Origin of the sequence: Nostoc sp. CMAA1605 (genome assembly GCF_021596505.1) — a bacterium.
In the GTDB taxonomy this organism is placed as follows: Bacteria; Cyanobacteriota; Cyanobacteriia; order Cyanobacteriales; family Nostocaceae; genus Trichormus.
This window is the reverse complement of sequence record NZ_PJIZ01000036.1, coordinates 46,220-63,354: the sequence shown is the minus strand read 5'-3', so window position 1 is coordinate 63,354 and position 17,135 is coordinate 46,220. Positions and strand designations below refer to the sequence as shown.

The 17,135-nt window shown below is 41.8% G+C and carries 14 protein-coding genes, 1 pseudogene and 1 riboswitch; of the genes and pseudogenes, 12 read left to right on the top strand and 3 right to left on the bottom strand.

Annotation, left to right across the window (positions count from 1 at the left end):
• The 8 genes from CV014_RS14390 to CV014_RS14355 form a co-directional block, all read left to right on the top strand.
• On the top strand, nucleotides 1-333 hold a 333-nt coding region (locus tag CV014_RS14390; protein ID WP_236142656.1), incomplete at its 5' end, for a hypothetical protein.
• Nucleotides 278-4,555 carry a LamG-like jellyroll fold domain-containing protein gene (locus CV014_RS14385; protein ID WP_442946913.1) on the top strand — a complete coding sequence of 1,426 codons (4,278 nt, stop codon included), beginning with the start codon at nucleotides 278-280 and terminating at the stop codon, nucleotides 4,553-4,555. The genes CV014_RS14390 and CV014_RS14385, both read left to right, overlap by 56 nt.
• Before the next feature lie 284 nt (nucleotides 4,556-4,839).
• Nucleotides 4,840-5,997, top strand: a complete 1,158-nt coding sequence (locus CV014_RS14380; protein ID WP_236142654.1) for a sulfate ABC transporter substrate-binding protein — start codon at nucleotides 4,840-4,842, stop codon at nucleotides 5,995-5,997.
• Between the two features lie 125 nt (nucleotides 5,998-6,122).
• Nucleotides 6,123-7,124 carry a PstS family phosphate ABC transporter substrate-binding protein gene (locus CV014_RS14375; RefSeq protein ID WP_236142653.1) on the top strand — a complete coding sequence of 334 codons (1,002 nt, stop codon included), beginning with the start codon at nucleotides 6,123-6,125 and terminating at the stop codon, nucleotides 7,122-7,124.
• Nucleotides 7,125-7,151: 27 nt separating this feature from the next.
• Entirely contained in the window at nucleotides 7,152-8,093 is a 942-nt protein-coding gene (gene pstC / locus CV014_RS14370) for a phosphate ABC transporter permease subunit PstC (protein ID WP_236142652.1), read from the top strand.
• Nucleotides 8,094-8,099: 6 nt separating this feature from the next.
• Entirely contained in the window at nucleotides 8,100-8,999 is a 900-nt protein-coding gene (pstA, locus tag CV014_RS14365) for a phosphate ABC transporter permease PstA (RefSeq protein WP_236142651.1), read from the top strand.
• A gap of 49 nt (nucleotides 9,000-9,048) precedes the next feature.
• Nucleotides 9,049-9,879 carry a phosphate ABC transporter ATP-binding protein PstB gene (gene pstB / locus CV014_RS14360; RefSeq protein ID WP_236142650.1) on the top strand — a complete coding sequence of 277 codons (831 nt, stop codon included), beginning with the start codon at nucleotides 9,049-9,051 and terminating at the stop codon, nucleotides 9,877-9,879.
• 328 nt (nucleotides 9,880-10,207) lie between these two features.
• Nucleotides 10,208-10,612: an NIL domain-containing protein gene (locus CV014_RS14355; RefSeq protein ID WP_103135943.1), complete on the top strand. Its 405-nt coding sequence runs from the start codon at nucleotides 10,208-10,210 to the stop codon at nucleotides 10,610-10,612.
• Here the strand turns inward: CV014_RS14355 and CV014_RS14350 are convergent.
• Nucleotides 10,609-11,676 (bottom strand): DUF3616 domain-containing protein, encoded by a 1,068-nt coding sequence (locus CV014_RS14350; RefSeq protein WP_236142649.1) that lies wholly within the window; start codon nucleotides 11,674-11,676, stop codon nucleotides 10,609-10,611. The genes CV014_RS14355 and CV014_RS14350 overlap by 4 nt on opposite strands.
• A gap of 170 nt (nucleotides 11,677-11,846) precedes the next feature.
• Between CV014_RS14350 and CV014_RS14345 the strand changes: the two genes are divergently transcribed.
• Nucleotides 11,847-12,233, top strand: coding sequence for a hypothetical protein (locus CV014_RS14345; RefSeq protein WP_236142648.1), 387 nt, complete (start codon nucleotides 11,847-11,849; stop codon nucleotides 12,231-12,233).
• Nucleotides 12,234-12,332: 99 nt separating this feature from the next.
• On the opposite strand, the gene cbiE is transcribed toward CV014_RS14345, so the two are convergent.
• Both cbiE and CV014_RS14335 read right to left on the bottom strand, forming a co-directional pair.
• Complete coding sequence (gene cbiE, locus CV014_RS14340) at nucleotides 12,333-13,541, bottom strand: precorrin-6y C5,15-methyltransferase (decarboxylating) subunit CbiE (protein ID WP_236142647.1); 1,209 nt, start codon at nucleotides 13,539-13,541, stop codon at nucleotides 12,333-12,335.
• 67 nt (nucleotides 13,542-13,608) lie between these two features.
• Entirely contained in the window at nucleotides 13,609-13,968 is a 360-nt protein-coding gene (locus CV014_RS14335) for a hypothetical protein (protein WP_236142646.1), read from the bottom strand.
• 71 nt (nucleotides 13,969-14,039) lie between these two features.
• Nucleotides 14,040-14,231, top strand: a riboswitch (cobalamin riboswitch).
• 32 nt (nucleotides 14,232-14,263) lie between these two features.
• Between CV014_RS14335 and cobG the strand changes: the two are divergent.
• The 3 genes and pseudogenes from cobG to CV014_RS14320 form a co-directional block, all read left to right on the top strand.
• Nucleotides 14,264-15,763: pseudogene (gene cobG, locus CV014_RS14330) on the top strand (precorrin-3B synthase); the annotation flags it as partial.
• Nucleotides 15,764-15,790: 27 nt separating this feature from the next.
• Nucleotides 15,791-16,417 (top strand): precorrin-8X methylmutase, encoded by a 627-nt coding sequence (locus CV014_RS14325; RefSeq protein WP_236142659.1) that lies wholly within the window; start codon nucleotides 15,791-15,793, stop codon nucleotides 16,415-16,417.
• Between the two features lies 1 nt (nucleotide 16,418).
• Nucleotides 16,419-17,123: a precorrin-2 C(20)-methyltransferase gene (locus CV014_RS14320; protein WP_236142645.1), complete on the top strand. Its 705-nt coding sequence runs from the start codon at nucleotides 16,419-16,421 to the stop codon at nucleotides 17,121-17,123.
• The last annotated feature ends 12 nt before the right edge of the window (nucleotides 17,124-17,135 follow it).

Below are 17,135 nucleotides of genomic sequence, written 5' to 3'. Positions count from 1 at the left end.
GATGACTATGTAGGACTTGGAGACCCCAATAAACTCTCTCAACTCGATGCTAAAGGAGATTTAACCTTAGAAACATGGGTTCGTCCCGCACAATTAGCGGAAAATAGTCGTGTAATTTATCACAATTCTGCACAATCTCAATACACATTAGGAATTCAGTCCAAAAAGATTAATGGCCTCTCAGCCTTTGAATTTGATGGCGTAGATGACCGCATCGAACTTCCACCCGCCTGTTTTCCCACAGGGAACGAAATTACCATCAGCTTCTGGGCATTCGGTGGAGCCCAAACTGCCCAATACACACTTTGTCCTGGAAGCACTAGATGCGAATAACGGAAGGCTGCTCACAATTCACCTCCCTTGGAGTAATAGCATGATCACCTTTGACTGTGGCGGCAGTGGAGGTAATTTCGACCGAATCGAAAAAACAGCCCAAGCTTCTGAGTTCAAAGGGAGTTGGTCTCATTGGGCATTTACCAAAAACGCTGTCACCGGGGAGATGAAAATTTACCTCAACGGGAAGTTATGGCACAGTGGAACGGGAAAAACCCGCACTCTCACAAGAGCGACCAAAGTCTGTTTAGGGTCAGCGAATTCGGGAAGTTTGTACTATAACGGTAGCCTCGATGAAATTCAGATTTGGAATAAAGTACGCTCTGAAGCAGAGATTCAACGCGACATGAGTCGGCGACTCACAGGTAATGAAGCAGGTTTAGTGGCCTATTGGCAATTTACAGGCGGCATTGCCAAAGATTATTCTCCGAATGGATATAACGGCAAGATATATGGGCAACCTTCCCTGGTGGCTTCCGTAATTCAAGAAAGCCAAATTTACAGCTTTGCAGGCGTTGGCAACCTGTTCCAAAAATCCAAAGCAGCTGTTCCTATGGCGCAGTGGCATCATTTATCCGCCGTATATAACCAATCTTACGCCTTGCAATTTCAGGGCAATGGCTTTTTAGAATGTGACCACAATCCCACTTTAGATTTAGACCGAGACTTGACACTAGAAATCTTTTTGCAAGTGAATACATTGAGTCAACGTCAAGGGTTGTTGACTAAAGGAAAACTGGAAGATGGAACTGATCAGAATGTGCCTTATTCCCTTTATATTGACACCGATGGCAAAATTGCCTTTGCCTTTGAAGACAAACAGGGAAAAAGCTATATCTATAAATCCACTGAAGTGCTACGAACGGGTCAGTTTTACAAAATTGCAGTTACCCGCCAACATCAAACAGAAGTCAAGAATCAAGGAACTGCTGATCTTCCCAATGTCATCGTCAATCAGTGGGCTGATATTCGCTTTTATGTCAACCAAAAAGCCGCAGGTTATGAAATTTATAAAGGCGCGGACTTAGACCGTAATTCACAAAAATTGGAAATCGGGAAAACCTATCAAAGCGCACAACCGAATTACTTGCAAGGAGTAATTAGTGAAATTCGCCTTTGGAATAGTGTAGTAGATATAGCCAATTTGGGAATCAAGATTAATGGTCAAGAAAAAGGGCTAGTGGCTTGGTGGCGTTTAGAAGAGAATGAAGGTAATATTGCCTCCGACTCGAAAGGAGAAAGTCATGCGGTGATTATTGCAGCCCAATGGGTGAAAAATCCCGATCCTCAAGGCTCTAGTTTAATTCTTTACCAAAATGGCATTCCTGTACCTGTAGAAACTTTCACACCTCAAAGCAGCTGGGGCGGACAACAATTCACCTTAGGGGGAATTATTCAAAATATCGGTAATTTTGTCCCAAACAATGGCTTACTGGTGTGTCTTACCGGAGAGAGTTACAAGGGAGGCGATCGCTGGGATGATTTATCCAGTTGCGGCAACCACGCCAGCAAAGCCTCTAACAGCGTGATGCCTACCGTTTATTCCGTGAGCGACAACAACGGCAAGAACTTCAAAGTCATGCGCTTTAACAGCAGTTGTGGTATGACTTTCCCCGACTCCCTGAATCTGCAAAAGCCTTTCACCGTCATTATTGTAGACCGCTACTATGGCAGTGCCAAAGGCCGCACCCTCCAAAGCCGTGATAATAACTGGTTGTTAGGGAAATGGAACGGTAAGAATGGCTGTTATATGGAAGGTTGGATCAATAGTTATGATGCAACCCTCAACACCTTTACCATCAGTACCGCTACCCTCGAAGGGACTAGCCCTAACTGGTATGTGGATGGAGTCCTCAAAGGAAACACTGGGGGCAGTGCTGCTCCTGGTAAGTTAGGCTTGTGTAAAGGTGGGTTAAACGTTGAAGCAAGTGATGCCGATATTGCCGCCGTTCTGATTTGGGATCGCGTCCTCTCTGAAACCGAACGACAAAAGGTAGAAAAATGGCTGGGCGAACAGTATGGAATTCCGGTCAATCATGCTGTGAACATTAGTGATTGTTTAGAACCTTTTGCCGGAATTATGGAAGAAGTTCGGATTTGGAAAGTCGCCCGCACCCAAGAACAAATTCAAGACAATTTGTTTAGTCGCATTAAAGGAGAAAAACAAGACCTGATTGCCAATTACACTTTTGATTTAGAAAGTCAGACTGACCTTTTAGATCAATCTCTAATTGGTAATCATTTAACTTTGGGTTTAAAGGATGCTAAACCAACATCTGTTTTGTCCACGGCTCCCATTAGTGAAGACACAGCCATTATTCGTTCTGCTCTAGCAGGGGTGAAAACTCAGTTTCACGATACGATTCATAGCAGTCCTGGGGTACAAGAGTATTCCGATTTGCAGTACGACATAGAAGGTAATTTAATCGGTATCCAAAAACGCTGTTATGGCTATATCAAAAATGGCCAATGGCACTTGTTGACAGGCTATAAAGTCGGTAACTTAATTACCGAATGGATTGGACAAGTTCAAGCTGCTCCCCAAATTATTGGCTATATTGAGGGTGCGCCTCCTGTACCTAGTGAAAACCTTACGGGAACAAGTATGGCACTTGACCCTGGGGTACTAAGTCACTACAACGCTAGTGCGATTCAGTTGGTTGAATCTGATACGGTCAAATATATCTACTCGTCTTCTAAAGAGAGTGGCTTTGATATGTCCATTGCGATGGAAACATCACTGGGTTTGTCTAAAGAAGTCAGTGTGGGTTTGGGTGTTGAGGAAGAAATTTTAGAAATAGAAGGAGGCGTGCGCTTAAAAAGTGCCTTTAGTTCTGGACAAGGCACAATCAGTGAAGCTAACGTGAGTTATGGCTACAACACAACTAAAGTGAGTCGTTTGCAAGCTTGGGGAAATTGGGAGAAAATTGGCTCAGAAATTAACTCCTATGTCGGTCGTCGTTATATTCCCGCCAATGTCGGGTTAGCCTTAGTCCAATCGGACACCATGGATGTGTTTGCCCTGCGGTTAGCCCACAATAATGCCTTAGTGTCTTATCGATTTTTACCTAATCCAGATATTCCTAAAGATTGGAATATTATTACTTTCCCCATGAATCCCACTTATACTAAGCAGGGAACTCTGGATGGAAAGGTTGGTTTAAAAGAAGATGGTAGTGTTCAACCTGATCCTCACTATCCTAATGCCGCAACCTATGGGCAGTGGAGTTACTTTAAACCCATTGAAGCATACGGTATAAAAAAACGCATTGAACGAGAACGACAAGAGTTAGCGACCTATTACGATCAGTATTCGACCTTCCAAAATGTAAGTTATCAAGCAACTGGTTCTTTGAACGATTTACCCAATAAAAACAGAACAACTCGGAATTTGGCAAATACCTATGTTTGGACTGCGGATGGCGGGTTTTTCTCCGAGTCTACGGATGTGCTGGAAGCTACGACAGAAACGACAACAGGTTTCTATTCTTTTGAAGGTATGACTGGCGGTGCGTTCGATATTTCACTCAGCATTGGGTCTTTGTCCTTGGGCTTTGAATTGGATGCCATGTTTGGTGGTCATTTGTCCACCACAAAGGCGAAGGGACGAGAGACGGAAAAATCTTTCACTCTGGAAGTTGAAGTCGAAGGGGAACGAGATATCCAACTCTATGCCACTACAGATGTGCTGAAAGCTAAATATGAGGGACTTTATAATATCCGCGAAGGAGGCGTTTATAACCAAAATGGCAAACCAGTAAAACAACCAGGGAAAGTGGATGCTTACCGCTTTATGACGTTCTATCTTGAACCGACAACCGAAAACTTTGAAGACTTTTTCGGAAAAGTCGTCGATCCAATTTGGTTGGAACAAAGTAGCGATCCTAATGCGATCGCACTACGCCAAGCCAATCAAGGTGATAAAAAGCCCTCCTGTTGGCGAGTCTTTCACCGTGTCACCTTTGTCAGTCGCATCCTACCAGAGATAGCTGCCCAAAATGCGCCTCCCTTAGAAAAAGCAATTAGGGCTGCCAATATTGAGAGTAATTGGGAGTTGATTAAGAAGCTTGAACCCTTTGTTCAAACCAAAACTCAGGATTATGTTACTTTTGCTGATGCGGTGCGGAACGCGATCGCGATTTATCTTCCTGAACTCCAAGGTTATGAAGAAGCCATCATTCAATATATGGCACTATATTTTGGTCTTGATCAAGTGATTTAAACATATAGGAATGTGACTTGATTATTGAAATGATTGGCGTAGATAGGGAACAGGGAACAAGGAACAGGAAAAGTAGATTCACCAAATAATTAGCGATCGCTAACTTCCAACCATACCAAATCATACATGACCCTTCCTGTTCAGGAGGGGTTTTTCAATAGGATGAGAATTTACTGACTCAGTAACAAAAAATAAAGCTTGATTGAACTTTCACTCTATGATACCTATAATTCTTTTAAATAACGGTATCCCGCTCAAGATACCGTAAAAAAGGAGTAATACGGATGAGCAAGTCGCAGCATCGAGCGCAATTAAGCCATGACTTAATTGTGAAAACGCAGATTTATGTTGTGCGAGTTTTGCAGATTTTGCAGATATCTTCCCAACATATAGTTAGGTGGTTAAAGGTTAGCAGGCTCCATAGCTTTATCGGACTTGTTGTAGTTGGAGCTATTTTCAGTGTAGCGATCGCATCCTGTTCTGGAAATCAAGCTTTTAGTCAGCCTGCTGATATTAAGCTGAGACTCGTTTCTTTCTCTGTGACAAAAGCTGCTCATGATCAAATTATTCCTAAATTTGTGGACAAGTGGAAGCAAGAACACAATCAAAATGTCATTTTTGAGCAGAGTTATGGGGGTTCTGGGACACAAACTGCTGATGTGATTGCAGGTAAACAAGCAGCAGATATCGTACACTTAGCTTTGCCTTTAGATGTCAATAAAATTCAACAAGCAGGCTTAATTAAATCGGGTTGGGAAAACAGATCGCCGAGAAATGGTATTGTGAGTAAATCTGTAGCGGCGATTGTAACTCGTGAAGGCAACCCCAAAGGGATTAAAAATTGGGCGGACTTAGCAAAGAATGACGTAACATTAATTGCAGCTAACCCCAAAACTTCTGGTATTGCTATCTGGGAATTTTTAGCTTTGTGGGGATCAGTGACTCTCACAGGTGGCGATGAAACGACAGCATTAGATTACGTCACGAAAGTCTATAAAAACACTCCAATTCTCACAAAAGACGCTCGTGAAGCTAGTGATTTATTTTTTCAACAAAATCAAGGTGATGTTTTAATAAACTATGAAAATGAAATAGTCTTGGCAGAAAAAAGCGGCTCAAAACTGCCTTACATAGTACCGTCTGTCAATATTTCTATTGACAATCCTGTTGCTATAGTTGATAAAAATGTTGATCAACATAGAACCAGAAAAGTTGCAGAAGCATTTGTTGATTTCTTGTATTCCACAGAAGCACAACGGGAGTTTGCTAAGTTGCAGTATCGTCCCGTCAACCCAACTGTAACTCAAGAAGTAGTATCTCAATTTCCTCCGGTTAATACTCTATTTACATCTCAAGATTTAGGAGGTTGGGAACTAATTCAGCAGAAGTTTTTTGCTAACGGGGGGGTTTTCGATCAGGTACAGGCTGCCAAAAAGTCATAATTAATTTCCAGTTAATTGGCAATCATGAGAGATTGTATCAGAATCATATTTGATTTCTGTGAATCTAGTTATGCTTCTGTTTCCTAACTGCACCAGCAATTTCAATAATCAAGTTGGATTCCTATATGAGCTTTTATCGCCTCTTGAAGAATAGTATTTATCCTGCAACTTTAATGCTCATTATTAGCAGCATCACAGGTTGTAACAGTGGAAAAGAATTACAAAATCAAGTTAGTATTGATGGTGCAGCCGTAGGTTTTCCCATTTCCTTAGCAGTTGCAGAAGAGTACAGTAAAGTTAAACCTGATGCACAAGTGAGTGTTGCTTCTAGTGGGACTGGTGGTGGTATCAGTAAGTTTTGTAATGGTGATATTGATATAGTTGGGGCTTCTCGTACTATTAGAGATGAAGAAATTAAAAAATGTCAAAGTAAGAAGATTGACTTTATTGAATTACCTATCGGATTAGATGGTATTGCTGTGATTGCTAACCGTCAAAACAACTTTGCTAAATGTCTCACAATTAAGGAATTAGACAAAATTTGGAGTGCTAAATCAGACGGAAAAATTTTGACTTGGAATCAAGTTAATCCCAAGTTTCCTAATGAAAAACTCAAGCTATATGCTCCAGCTTCCGACACCGGAACATTTGATTATCTCACTCAAGCTGTAACTGGTAAAGCTAAGAATGGCAGGACAGATTACACCCCTAGTCATAATCAAAACCTACTTGTACAAGGGGTAGCAGGTGATGCGACCGCTCTAGGTTATGTAGGCATATCTTACTACATTCAAAACCAAGATAAGCTGAATTTAGTAGCGGTAGAAAGTCCTAATGGAAAATGTGAAAAACCTATTCCTGTGGATAATGTGATTAAAAATATCTACACACCTTTATCTCGTCCTTTATTCATCTACGTCAGTAAAAAATCCTTAGATACTAAGCCAGCAGTGAAAGAATTTGTCGAATTTTATCTAGAAAATTCTTGGAAATGGGTAGATAGCGTTGGTTATGTAGCTTTACCTGATGAGGCTTACATCAAAGTCAAACAGAAATTTGCTAGTGGTGAAACTGGGACAAAATTTAAAAAAGCGAAACCAGGTCAACCAATTACTAATTTTATTTAACTAAAATCTTGATAACTGAGATTGTTTATGCAAAATACAAATCTTCCAGATGATTCCTACCAACGATTGAGACGTTCTTTAGAGAAAAATGCTTCAGAAGATATCTCAGAGAAAATTGTAGCAGCAATTTTGTTTGCTTGTGCTTTAGTCTCTGTCCTAACTACTACAGGGATTGTCGTAATTATCTTTCAAGAGACATGGGGATTTTTCCAAGAAGTTTCTTTAGCGCAATTTTTCCTAGATACTAAGTGGACACCATTATTTGCTGATAGACATTTTGGGGTTTGGCCGTTAATTAACGGTACATTTTTAACGACAGCGATCGCAATGGCGGTGGCGATTCCTTTGGGTTTATCTTCAGCTATTTATTTAAGCGAATATGCTCAACCAAAGGTCGCTGCAATTTTGCGTCCAGCCGTAGAACTTTTAGCAGGAATACCAACAGTAGTTTATGGTTATTTTGCCCTTTTATTCATCACACCCTTACTCAGAAATGTCATTCCACTAGAACTATTTAACGCCTTAAGTGCAGGCTTAATGATGGGAGTGATGATTACTCCTACTGTCGGTTCTATTAGCTTAGATGCGATTAAAGCTGTGCCAATTTCTTTGCGAGAAGGTGCTTATGCTTTAGGTATTACCAAACTAGAAGCTATTTTTAAAGTTGTGCTTCCAGCCGCACTTTCTGGAATCATTGCTTCCATCATTCTCGGAATTTCTCGCGCAGTCGGTGAGACAATGACTGTTGTGATTGCGGCGGGACAACAGCCAAGACTGACTATTAACTTTGCAGAGTCGGTAGAAACCATGACAGCTTACATGGCGCAAATTTCTGGCGGAGATAGTCCACGGGGAAGTTTAAATTTCAAAACATTATATGCTGTAGGCGCGCTATTGTTTTTAATTACCCTAGCTTTAAATATTGTCAGTTATTGGGTTGCTAACCGTTTTAAAGAAAAATACGACTAAGAGATTATGACTATTACTTATAAACCAGATGATTATCTAGATTCAACACCAGAATTTACTGATAATATTGAGCAGCGAGAAACACTAGGTAAAGTCTTTGAAATCCTGTTTTTATTGGGATTGTTAATTGGGATATTTATTTTAGCATTGCTACTTTTTGATATCTTCCAAGATGGACTAGCTAGATTTCTTTCCCCTGGGTTTTTAACTGAAACTCCCTCGCGCTTCCCCGACCAAGGTGGTATACGTCCGGCGATTATCAGCAGTATTTTGTTAGGAATTGTGGTAATTGCGGTGACAGTTCCCATCGGTGTCGGAGCAGCTTTATATCTAGAAGAGTACGCGCCTAGAAATTGGTGGACAGCAATTATTGAGATTAATATCAGTAATTTGGCGGGAGTCCCTTCCATTGTCTATGGACTTTTGGGTTTAGGTGTTTTTAACTATTTATTAGGTTTTGGCCCTGCTTTAATTTCTGGTGCTTTGACTTTATCTTTACTATCTTTACCAGTAATTATTGTGACATCTAGAGAAGCGATTCGCGCCGTTCCTAATTCCTTGCGATATGCGTCTTATGGATTGGGGATTACTAAATGGCGAACGATTCGGAGTCATGTTATACCCTATGCTGTTCCTGGAATTTTGACAGGGGTAATTATTTCTATATCTCGCGCCATTGGTGATGCGGCTTCCTTAATTGTTGTGGGTGCGGTGGGTTTTCTTACATTTAATCCTGGTTTATTCCAGAGATTTATGGCTTTACCTATCCAAATTTATAGTTACATTACTCGTCCAGAACCAGGTTTTGCCAATGCAGCAGCAGCAACAATTATTGCGTTATTAGTTTTGATTTTAACTTTAAATGGTGTAGCGATTTATATTAGACAACGCTTCACAATCAATTAGTTGAGCGAGTCATCCTTGGGTATTTAGATTTCTTGGGAGAATACACAAAATGTTATACAGCAACAATAGAAATCCATTAGATACAGCCACCATCAATCAACAGGATAATTATGTATTCCATGTGGAAGGTGTGAAAGTATATTATGGAGGATTTTTAGCATTACTAGATGTCTATTTACAAATTCCAGAAAAACAAATTATTGCGTTTATTGGCCCTTCTGGATGTGGGAAAAGTACCTTGCTACGTTGCTTCAACCGCATGAATGATTTGATTCCAGGAGCTAGAGTAGAGGGGAGATTAAATTATCGCGATCGCAACATTTACGATCCTAAGATTAATTCCGTCAAATTACGTCGCCAAGTGGGAATGGTATTTCAAAGACCGAATCCTTTCCCCAAATCAATCTACGAAAATATAGCCTTTGGGCCGCGTGCTAATGGTTATAAAGGAAATCTAGATGACTTGGTAGAAGATTCCCTCAGACGCGCCGCCATTTGGGATGAAGTCAAAGACAAACTCAAAGAAAAAGGTACAGCTTTGTCAGGTGGACAACAGCAACGACTCTGCATTGCTAGAGCGATCGCCATGAAACCAGATGTATTATTAATGGATGAACCATGCTCCGCACTTGATCCTATTTCCAGTCGTCAAGTAGAAGAACTCTGTTTAGAACTCAAACAGCAATACACCATTATCATGGTCACTCACAATATGCAGCAGGCTTCCAGAGTCGCAGATTTTACAGCCTTCTTCAACACAGAAATTGACGAACACAGCAAACGCCGAGGGAAATTAGTCGAATTTAGTCCCACAGTGCAGATGTTCAGTTCTCCCCAAACCAAAGAAGCAGAAGACTATATCAGTGGACGTTTTGGTTAGTACGGGCGGGTTTAACTAAACGTGAGTTCGATAAATTCGGAAGCACTCCTCTCCAAACCTCTCCCCGACGCGGGGAGAGGCTTAAAACCCTGATTATTTGGTACTCAGTTATAGATTTTCAGCCCCTTCCCTACAAGGGAAGGGGTTGGGGTTAGGTTCCGTCGAATTCAAGTTAACCAAAATATCTGTTTGACAACGTGAATATCTCAAAGAACCCTCCCCTACCGACTAATGACTAATGACTATTGACTATTGACCATTCCCTCTCATCTCCCCCCAACCACAAATATTCACGTTACCATCAAAAAAACGCATCTCTGGTAAATCTGTGAAAAAGCGAGTTACTCTGACATTTCCTAAACGCGCCATCCAAATGCCGGTAACTTATGTATTGGCGAAAGATTTTAATGTAGCCGCTAATATTATCCGCGCTCAGGTGGCTCCAAATCAAATTGGTAAGTTAGTAGTTGAGTTATTGGGAGATATTGATCAATTAGACGCTGCAATCGAGTGGATGCGATCGCGTCATATCAGTGTTTCCTCTACCTTGGGGGAAATTATCATTGATGAGGATGTCTGTGTTCACTGTGGTTTGTGTACTGGGGTTTGTCCTACAGAAGCCCTCACCCTGAACCCAGAAACCTATAAACTGACATTTACGCGATCGCGTTGTATTGTCTGTGAACAGTGTATTCCCACTTGTCCCGTCCAGGCAATTTCTACTAATCTTTAACCCAGACGCAACACATCGGCTAACACACCACTTTCATCTACTAAGCGACTGTCCGCAGGAGAGTCATAAACTACTAATAAAGAAGGTTCATTAGTAATCTCTGAAAATAAAGTAATCCCTTCAGCCCGATCACAACGATTTCCATGCGGAATTTCTTGCACAAACTCAGGATTATTCATCACATTTTCCTGCAAATTCACGCCATTTTTTAGCCTATAAACTTGCACAGTTCCATCTAAATCCATAGTTGGCCCTGCTAAAATTAACAAGTCCTCACCATCCCAACCCAAATCTCTAATTCCCAAACCATTCAACCACACAAAATGCTTTTTATATTTTTGTTTTTCCGCGCCAATTTTACGTAATTTTAAAATACCAGGCAAAGAATCTTCTACCTCAAGTTCTAAAATTATTGCCCAACCCCGCAATACAGGGCCACGTAAACCTAAAAAAACTCTTCCTTGATTAACAGCTAAACCTTCAATATCAAAACCATTATCCTTTCCAGGAATTTGCGCCTGGATAAAAGCACCCAAATGCTCGTCATCAGCCAAAGCTGCCATTAACACATTTGTATCTTTTGTTAGCTCTAATTTGGCGGCATTTAACTGGATTTCTGGTTTTTTGGGATGTGGGCAAGACTGTAATAACTGACCGTCTACCAAAGGAATTCTCCCTAAAATATAACGATTTTGCTCTGATTCAATCTTTGCTAATCTAGAGATATTCTTTGAGTCACTATTTTCAGGTTTAGTTTTCTTCCGTTTATAGCTATGTGAGCCAGTAAACCATAAATAATGACCATCACAAGCTAAACCTTCAATATCAATTTCCTCATCTTCTGGTCTTGGTAAAGTTATATACTCAGCCACACGAAATTGTTGATGTTCAGCAAATTTATCTGGTTCAACTAAAGATAAACGCTCAATTGTTGTAGTTTCATCAGAACCAAACCACAGATATTTTTTGTCAGTCATTCTGACTGCTGACAAGTCTTTTCTATGCTCTTGAAAACTTGCCTGAAATGAAAGTAAAATATTCTTAATAAAAAGTGAATTAGTCATATTTCCAGAAACTCTTGAAAACTCTTGTGACTTAATTTTATTCCCTATTCCCCGTTCACCGTTGCCTATCCCCTGTATTTCTTCGGAATATTCAGCAACTTCATACCCAATAGGTAAAGAGCGAATATTCCTGAATTCTTGATAGACTAAGGAAAATTGAGGAAGCGCAAATGGCAAAAGCAACTGGGGTTAAAAATGAAACAGAAACAGCCGCATCAGAATCATCTGCTGTTCCTGAGACTGAAGAAGTGGTAACAAATGAAGATACACCAGCATCAGTAGAAGATGCACAAGATATTGATGACATCTTGAATTCCCTCAAAAGCTTACTGAGTGCTTTAGAAAAACTACAAAAAGTCAGACAAGATGTAGGAGACATCAAACCCCTAATTGGGCGGATGCTAGACGGAGAAATAATTACTGGCGAAGAACTAGAACAATTAAAATCTGGTGTCAACAGTTTATCTCGCCTAGTTCGTGCTTACAGCGACCATCAAACCGCACTCACAAAAGCACAAGCCGCCAGAAACTTGTTAGATCAAGTATTGAAAGCGTGAAACAAGGGAACAGGGAACAGGGAATAGGGAATAGGGAATAGAAAATATAAGAAAAACCCCATAACTAATAACTAATGACTAATGACTATTGACTATTGACTATTTCCTCACCACAAACTGAGTCACCATCGCCATTCCACGCCAACCTAAAAATTTACCGATGGGTTCAGCCCTTTGAATGGCTATGCGAGTGAAATTGCCACCTACTTTTTCATACCATTGATATAAAGTTTGCTCTCCTTCTAAAGTGACGACGTTAGCAACTAAAACCCCGCCTGGTTGTAAGGCTTGCCAACAAATGTCAAATAAACCTGCTGCTGTAACTCCACCACCAATAAAAATAGCATCGGGTGTAGGTAAGTCTTTGAGGGCTGATGGTGCTTTCCCTGAGATGATTTGTAAATTGGGAGTACCTAAAGCGGCGGCGTTGTCAGCAATATATTGTAGTCTAGTGGCATTTTGTTCAATGGCGATCGCCTGACATCGGTGATGAGTCCGCATCCATTCTATAGATATTGAACCACAACCCGCGCCTACATCCCAAAGTAATTGTCCTGGCGTGGGTGCAAGGGTAGAAAGAGTAATTGCCCTGACTTCCCGTTTGGTTAACTGTCCGTCATGGTGATAAGCATCGTCAGGTAAACCTGGTAGTCTAGATAAAGGCATTACCCCATCATTAGCAATACAATTAACAGCGATCGCATTTAAATCTGCAATTTCATTTTCCTGCCAAGTGGCAACTTCGCCTGTAATTATTCTTTCATGAACACCCCCCATCCTTTCCAAAACAGTCATTTGACTCTGCCCAAAACCTCGCTGTGTCAAGATTTGCGCCACTATTTCCGGTGTATCTTTCCCTGCGCTTAACATTAACAACCGCGCCCCAGGATAAATGTAAGATTGCAGCATAGCCGGAGGACGACCGCATAAACTCAAAGTTTCTACTTCCGTCAAAGACCATCCTAATCTGGCACAAGCGAGACTAAAAGCTGATGGTGCAGGAATAATCGTCATTTCTGCAATAGGAATGTGACGCAGCAAAGTAACACCAATTCCATAACACAGAGGATCACCACTAGCTAACACACACACCGACTTACCCCGATGCTGGATAATGGTGTCTATAGAACGACTAATAGGCGAAGACCAAGAGATTTTCTGACGTTGGTCATCAGTTGGTAACATTGCCAAATGACGATCGCCTCCCACAATTATCTCAGCTTGAGCGACAATAGAACGAGCGATCGCACCCAATCCCCTTAAACCATCCTCACCAATACCGATAATAGCCAGCCATTTCTGTTGCATAAATTAATAAATTTGAAATAAGCACTAGTCTTTTTTGCTATAGCTTTAAAAGACTTTTGGTAGTAAATTAAAACTTTCGATACATCGAATTTAAAAATAAAATAAGGTCGTTACGCTCCGGTTCTATCCATGAATCTAGTATTTTTTTAACAATCTCTTTTGTATCGTTAGTGTTTACTTCCAACAAGCCAGCAATCCCTAAAAAAGAGATAGAAACTATACCAATTGTCTTAGTATTTCTATTTTTAGCGTCATATATTTCGTTGAGAACTTTCTTGATCAGTTCCTCATTTCCCCCTGAACGTCGTGCAAGTACAAACAAGGCGCGTCCTCTCTCCAAAAGTAACCCATTTTCCAGTATTTCTAATAATTTTGGAGTTGCGAATTGGTAAAACTCATCATTTGGTAAAAGACATTTTTCTTCCATTATTTATAATTTTTACTTTGGTATTAATCTAATTGATAAAATTAACAAAATTATAGTAACCATATTGTACATTAGCTAGCTAATCATGGTAGACTAGTCAGTCTTGGGTTGGGAAACTCTGGTGAGATTCCGGGACTGTGCCGCAGCTGTAATGAAAAGGCAAAAGTAAAAAGGTAAAGGGCAAAAGAAAGAATATTGACTTTTAGCTTTTTAGTTTTTGACTTTTTGAGTCAGAATGCCAAAACCAAGAGTTTAGTATCTACTCCCTGCGTCGCACAGGGAAGGAGTTGGAGTCTTGTTAGCCGGAAGTACACCTTGTCCTGGGTTATTTTATGCCACACCAGCCCAAGATGGAATTTTATCTAGGATCAGAATACCAGGTGGGATAATTAACAGTAAACAATGTCAGGCGATCGCAGATATCGCTGACAAATATGGTGGTGGTTACGTCGATGTTACCAACCGCGCCAACTTCCAAATCAGAGAAATCCATCAAGGGATAGATGTACAAACCCTGGAACAACTCCAGCAATTAGGCATCGGTTCGCACAACGCCAGTGTAGACCAAATCCGCAATATTATGACCAGTCCCACAGCAGGGATTGATCCCCAAGAACTCATTGATACCCGTCCCTTCGTCGAAAGCTGGGATAAATACATTACAACACACCCCACCTTATCAGAACTCTCCCCTAAATTCAGCGTTTGTTTTGATGGTGGTGGCTCAGTTTCAGTGTGCGATCGCCCCAACGATATCACATTAGCCGCCATCACCATAGACAATAAAATCTACTTCCGCCTCTACATTACCGCCGGTGCAAAAGGTCAACCACCCACCGCCACCGACATTATCTTACACCCAGACCAAACCCTAAAAGTCCTAGCCATCTTAACAGATATCTATCTTTCTCTTTGCGTTTCTGCGCCTCCGCGTGAGAAAACCCATCCCCATACGCAACGCAAACCCAGACTCAGACAAATCATTAACTATATAGGCTTAGATAACTATCTTCGAGAAGTTGAACAAAAACTACCATTTCCGTTGCAGAGAATTGACCTAACCCCCCTACCCCCTTCCCTACGAGGTAAGGGGGAGTTAGAGACTATTTTCTCCCCTCTCCTCGTAGGAGAGGGGTCGGGGGAGAGGTCAAAACCCCCATATCACCACATCGGTATCCATCCGCAACGCCAACCAGGGTTATATTACATCGGCTTAGTTTTACCTCTAGGTCGCCTAGAAACCCAACAACTGCGAGGTTTAGCTAAATTATCTGCAAAATACGGTGACGGAACGCTCCGCCTCACCCCTTGGCAGAATGTACTATTAACAGACATACCCCAACATCAACTTACTGATGTTCAAACAGAAATTACTGATTTAAAATTAGATGCCTCACCCACTAACATTAAAAGTGCCTTGGTAGCCTGTTCTGGTAATCAGGGATGTGCATCAGCAGCCACAGACACCAAAACTCACGCCCTAGCTGTAGCAGAATATCTACAATCTCGCATCACCCTAGAAAATCCTGTTAATATCCACTTGAGCGGCTGTGACAAATCCTGCGCCCAGCACACTCAAAGTGATATTGCTTTACTCGGTGTGAGTGAGGAACGCTATCAAGTGTATGTGGGAACAGGTGAAAACAACCAAAAATTCGGACGCGAACTCTATCAGGATGTGAGTTTTACCGACCTACCCGCCTTGATGGAGAAAATTTTAAACGTGTATAAAAACCAACGGTTAAATTCCGCCGAATCCTTTGGGGAATTTGCCAACCGCCACACACCCAACCAACTCTACCAATTACTTTCTCGTCCTTCCATGCCCGACTACATCCGCGATGCTAATGAAATCTACCGTAATTCCTTCGCCATCATTCGGGCAGAAGCCAATCTAGATATTCTGCCGACGGATGTAGCAAAAGTGGCAGTGCGTCTGATTCATGCCTGTGGAATGACGGATATAGTGACAGATATAGGATATTCCACCACGGCGGTCAACTCAGCGAGGAAAGCAATAGCAGCAGGCGCACCGATTTTGTGTGATTGTCGGATGGTAGCTGATGGGGTGACGAGAAAACGCTTACCAGCTAATAACGAGGTAATTTGCACTCTCAATGAGCCGGAAGTCCCAGAATTAGCGAAAAAGCTAGGAAATACTAGGTCGGCGGCGGCGTTGGAACTCTGGAAACCTTACCTAGAAGGGTCAGTCGTCGCCATTGGTAACGCACCCACAGCCTTATTTAGATTACTAGAAATGTTAGATACAGGATGCCCCAAACCGGCGGTAATTTTAGGTTTCCCAGTGGGTTTTGTGGGTGCAGCCGAATCCAAAGCTGCATTAGCCGCAGATAGCCGCAATGTACCATTTTTAACTTTACATGGTCGGCGCGGAGGGAGTGCGATCGCCGCCGCCGCAGTTAACGCCCTGGCCACGGAGGAAGAATAATATGACAGCCAAAGGTCGTCTCTACGGAATTGGTGTAGGGCCAGGAGATCCTGAATTATTAACCCTGAAAGCATTGCGGTTATTACGTGCAGCCCCCGTAGTCGCCTATCAATCAGCCACAGACAAAGAAAGTATAGCCAGGGGAATTGTTGCCCAGTATCTCACAGGCGAACAAATCGAGGTCGCCTATCATCTCCCCCGCGCCTTAGAACCAGAGACAGCCAAAGAAATTTACGACCAAGAAGTTGCACCCATCGCTGCACATTTAGCCGCCGGACGAGATGTCGTAGTGTTGTGTGAAGGCGACCCGTTTTTTTACGGTTCATTTATGTATGTATTTACACGCCTATCAGAACAGTACCAAACGGAAGTCGTCCCTGGAGTTTCTTCATTAATGGCCTGTCCGGTGTCCTTGGGTGTACCGTTCACCTATTACAACGATGTCCTCACTGTTTTACCTGCACCTCTCCCAGCTGAAGAACTCACATCACGATTGCTGACCACCGATGCCGCAGCTATTATGAAACTCGGCCGCCATTTTCCTAAAGTACGCGATATTCTGCATCAATTAGGACTAGCATCACGGGCATTGTATATTGAACGCGCCACCATGACCCAGCAAAGGATTGTCCCCTTAGACGAGGTGAATCCGGCGGAGGTACCTTATTTTGCGATGATTGTCATACCGACTAAAAATCGACTGTAGAGAGTTAGTTTA

Excerpts from the sequence above, each read along its gene's own strand:
- CV014_RS14380 (WP_236142654.1), top strand. The coding sequence starts at position 4,840 with ATGAGCAAGTCGCAGCATCGAGCGCAATTAAGCCATGACTTAATTGTG.
- CV014_RS14375 (WP_236142653.1), top strand. The coding sequence starts at position 6,123 with ATGAGCTTTTATCGCCTCTTGAAGAATAGTATTTATCCTGCAACTTTA.
- pstC (WP_236142652.1), top strand. The coding sequence starts at position 7,152 with ATGCAAAATACAAATCTTCCAGATGATTCCTACCAACGATTGAGACGT.
- pstA (WP_236142651.1), top strand. The coding sequence starts at position 8,100 with ATGACTATTACTTATAAACCAGATGATTATCTAGATTCAACACCAGAA.
- pstB (WP_236142650.1), top strand. The coding sequence starts at position 9,049 with ATGTTATACAGCAACAATAGAAATCCATTAGATACAGCCACCATCAAT.
- CV014_RS14350 (WP_236142649.1), bottom strand. The coding sequence starts at position 11,676 with ATGACTAATTCACTTTTTATTAAGAATATTTTACTTTCATTTCAGGCA.
- CV014_RS14345 (WP_236142648.1), top strand. The coding sequence starts at position 11,847 with ATGGCAAAAGCAACTGGGGTTAAAAATGAAACAGAAACAGCCGCATCA.
- cbiE (WP_236142647.1), bottom strand. The coding sequence starts at position 13,541 with ATGCAACAGAAATGGCTGGCTATTATCGGTATTGGTGAGGATGGTTTA.
- CV014_RS14335 (WP_236142646.1), bottom strand. The coding sequence starts at position 13,968 with ATGGAAGAAAAATGTCTTTTACCAAATGATGAGTTTTACCAATTCGCA.
- CV014_RS14325 (WP_236142659.1), top strand. The coding sequence starts at position 15,791 with ATGCCCGACTACATCCGCGATGCTAATGAAATCTACCGTAATTCCTTC.
- CV014_RS14320 (WP_236142645.1), top strand. The coding sequence starts at position 16,419 with ATGACAGCCAAAGGTCGTCTCTACGGAATTGGTGTAGGGCCAGGAGAT.